Below are 3890 nucleotides of genomic sequence, written 5' to 3' on the forward strand. Positions count from 1 at the left end.
GCCAAGGTGTTCCGTGCGCCCGCCACGCCGGTGCAGGAGATCGTGGCCGAGACCTTCGCCGAGGTGCTCGGCGTGGAGCGGGTCGGCCTGGACGACGACTTCTTCGAGCTGGGCGGCAACTCGCTGATGGCCTTCACACTGCAGCGCGCGCTAGCCGCCCGGCTCGGCATCGACTTGCCGATGACGGCATTGTTCACCGCACCGACGGTGCGCGGCCTGGCCACCCGCATCGACCATCCGGACGAACCCGCGGCGCTGTTCACTTCCGACGACGGCGCCACGATCGACACCGATGTCGTTCTCGGACCAGAGATCAGTACCGAAGGTGTCGCACCCATGTTCACCGCAGCCCCTCGGGATGTCCTGCTCACTGGTGCGACCGGATTCGTCGGCGCACACCTGCTGCGAGAGTTGCTGGCCAGCAGACCGGTACGCGTCTGGTGCCTGGTGCGTGGCGATGATGACGAGCGGGCACACAAGCGGATCCGCGACGCCCTGCAGAAGTACCGGATCTGGAACGACTCCTACCAAACCCGAATCGTCGCTGTTGCAGGCGATCTGGCCGCGCCCCGCCTCGGGCTCGACCATGCCGGTTATACGCGGCTGGCCCAACGGATCGATACGATTTACCACAATGGAGCTCGCGTGAACCACATCGAGCCCTATACAAGGCTGCGCGCGGCGAACGTCTCGGGTACCCGAGAGGTGCTCGGCCTTGCGACCACCGGCCGGATCAAGCCCGTGCATTTCGTCTCCACCGTCAATGCCGTGATACCGGCCGCCACCACACCGGATTTCATCGGCGGGGAGAATGCGGAATTGCGCCTCGGCGAGGTGTCCGAGAACGGATATGTGGCCAGCAAATGGGTTGCCGAGCAACTGGTTCGGCAGGCGGGCGCACGCGGAGTGCCAGTGAGCATCTACCGTCCCGGCATCGTGTGCGGCGACCCGCGACTCGGTGTGAACAGCGTCGACGACTCGTTCTGGAATATGATCCGGGCGGCCGCCATCCTCGGGCTCGCCCCCGAGACCGCCGACGCCGCGATGTCGCTGGTACCTGTGAATTACGTGGTGTCCGCCATCGTAGCGCTGGCCGACCGGCCCGCGATCGGTGCGGCGTACCACCTGGTGAATACGCGGCCGGTGCCAATTCGCGATGTCTTCGCAGCTCTCCGCAGACGGGGTATTCCGATTGCAATCACCTCGGTCCAAGAGATCGCGACGATGCTGGCCGAACAAGCGGCGGCGCGTGATGCGGCGGGCGACGACTCCCTGGTGCGCGCCGCGTTGGTAAGCGGCAACTACGGAGCGGTTACGGCCCCGATCGACGACACCCATACTCGTGCCGAGCTCGCTAAACAGCACATCCACTGCCCACCTATCGATGCTGCCGTACTTGACGCCTACGTCAGATCCTTCATCGACTCGGGCTTCTTCCCGGTCCGGAGCGATGACGGTCCACCGGAGGACCTCGTGGAGTCCCGATGAGGCAATGTGCCGAAGCACCGGACGTTTCTTTCCGAGAGGAAAACATGAACAGTGTTTCGCAGCGCTGGGCCGTCCGGATTGGATGGTGATCCGCAGCGATTCAGCGCAGCCGGTACCACGCTGGTCAATCTGTTCGAGCAGGCGGTGGCCGCGCATCGGACAGCTCCGCAGCCAAGTTCGATATCGAATCGCTGTCCTGCGCCGAATTGGATCGGCGCGCGAACGTGCTGGCGCGCCGGCTGATCGCCGGCGGCGTCGTACGGAACCACCAGTCGCGGTGATCCTGCTCGCTGGACCTGGTAGTCGCGCTGCTCGTGGTGGTGAAGACCGGTGCGGGCTATGTGCCGGTGGATTTTACCTACCTGGCCGACCGCATCGCATACGTGCTCGCGGATTCGCGTCCGACCGTGTCCAGGCAGACGATCTCCACGATTACCGACAAGGTGATGGATGGCATGAACGAGTGGCAGAATCGGCCGCTCGACAGCGTGTATCCGGTGATCTTCCTGGACGCCATCCATATGAAGATCCGCGACGGCAAGGTCGCCAACCGGCCCATCTATGTCGCGCTGGCGGTCACCGTGCGAGGGCACTCGCGACATTCTGGGCTTGTGGGCCGGAGACGGCGGAGAGGGCGCGAAGTTCTGGCTGCAGATACTCACCGAACTCAAGAATCGTGGTGCCGAGGATGTGTGCATGCTCGTCTGCGACGGTCTCAAAGGGCTTCCCGAGGCGATCGGACAGGTCTGGCCAGCCGCGGTCGTCCAGACATGTGTGGTGCATCTACTGCGCGCATCGTTCCGGTACGCGGCCCGTCAGCACTGGGACGCGATCGCCAAGGCGTTGAAGCCGATCTACACCGCACCGACGGAATCGGCCGCGCTGGAACGGTTCTACGAATTCATCGGGGCCTGGGGCCAGAAGTATCCGGCGATCGTCAAACTCTGGGAGAACTCGTGGGCGGAGTTCGTGCCGTTCCTGGCGTTCGACACCGAAATCCGCAGGGTCGTGTGCTCGACGAATGCGATCGAGTCGGTCAACGCCCGCATCCGCCGGGCCGTGCGCGCCCGCGGCCACTTCCCCACCGAGCCAGCCGCTTAGGTTCAGGGGGTCAACGCAACACCCGCCGTGACGAGGGAGTTGGTGTTGGGGCGTCCTGCGATATCGGTTGAGGTTCAGCGTTCGTTCTGGGCGTGGATCCGGGAGGGCGAGATCATCGACACCGCGGCCGCGGCGGTCGGTGTGTCGAAGACGGTTGGCTGGCGGTGGTTCCGTGAGGCTGGCGGAGTGATGCCGCCACAATGGTGTGAACATTCGACTCGCCCGGCCCGCTTGTCGTTCGCCGAGCGGGAAGAGATCGCCTGTCGCCGAGCGGCGGGTGAGGGTGTCCGAGCGATTGCCAGGTCCATCGGAAGGTCTGCCTCGACCGTCAGCCGCGAGCTCGCCCGTGGCACTCGCCGACCGAAGACCGGATACCGGGCCACTGTCGCTCAGGCACTCGCCGACAAGCGTGCCCGCCGCCCCAAGACGGCATTGCTTTGCCGCGATTCCCGGCTGGGCGCCTATGTCGAGCGGCAGTTGCTGTTGAAGCACAGTCCCGAGCAGGTCAGCCGACGGCTACTGGTCGATTTTCCCGACGATCCGCGGATGCGGGTGTCTCACGAGACGATCTATCAGTCGCTTTACGTTCGAAGACGCGAGGCGCTCGAGCGCGAACTGGCACAGTGCTTGCGAACCGGACGCGCGCTGCGCAAGCCGCACCGTAAGCCCGACCAGCGTCGAAGTCGGCATGCCGGTGCGGTCTCGATCAGCCAACGGCCGGCCGAAGCCGAGGACCGGACAGTGCCGGGGCACTGGGAGGGCGATCTCATTACCGGGGCCCAGAACGGCTCCGCCATCGGCACGCTCGTCGAACGAGCGACCGGATTCGTCATGTTGCTGCATTTACCGAACACCCACAAGGCCCTCGATGTCCAGGAAGCGATAACCGCGACGATGTCCACGTTGCCGCGGACTCTGCGTCGGACGTTGACCTGGGACCAAGGCCAAGAGATGGCCAACCACGTCCAGATCACCGCGGCGACCGGTCTCGACATCTACTTCTGTGACCCGCACTCGCCCTGGCAGCGCGGCTTGAACGAGAACACGAATGGTCTGCTCCGGCAGTATTTTCCGAAGTTCACCGACCTGTCCGGCTACCACCCCGACTACCTCGAGTTCGTCGCCGCCGAACTCAACAACCGGCCCCGCAAACGTCTCGGCTGGCGTAGCCCTGCTGAAGTGAGCGGTCCCCGATGAAGCGACCTCCTGATCCGGCCCCCGGATACGCGACCATCGTTGCGAGAGTTGAGGCAGACTTGACCATCAGGAGGTCATGATGCCGAAATCGTATCCGCCCGTGC

General features: G+C 64.7%; 2 protein-coding genes and 1 pseudogene. All 3 read left to right on the forward strand.

What is annotated here, in order from left to right; all coding sequences use genetic code 11:
• On the forward strand, window positions 1-1488 hold a 1488-nt coding region (locus ACIA5H_RS37630), incomplete at its 5' end, for a thioester reductase domain-containing protein (RefSeq protein ID WP_397081119.1).
• Window positions 1489-1892: 404 nt separating this feature from the next.
• A pseudogene (locus ACIA5H_RS37635) lies at window positions 1893-2586 on the forward strand (IS256 family transposase); the annotation flags it as partial.
• A gap of 192 nt (window positions 2587-2778) precedes the next feature.
• Window positions 2779-3786 carry an IS30 family transposase gene (locus ACIA5H_RS37640; RefSeq protein ID WP_397081121.1) on the forward strand — a complete coding sequence of 336 codons (1008 nt, stop codon included), beginning with the start codon at window positions 2779-2781 and terminating at the stop codon, window positions 3784-3786.
• Window positions 3787-3890 lie beyond the last annotated feature (104 nt).

Origin of the sequence: Nocardia sp. NPDC051900, from assembly GCF_044452545.1 — a bacterium.
GTDB classification, from domain to species: Bacteria; Actinomycetota; Actinomycetes; order Mycobacteriales; family Mycobacteriaceae; genus Nocardia; species Nocardia sichangensis.

Excerpts from the sequence above, each read along its gene's own strand:
- ACIA5H_RS37640 (WP_397081121.1), top strand. The coding sequence starts at position 2,779 with ATGCCGCCACAATGGTGTGAACATTCGACTCGCCCGGCCCGCTTGTCG.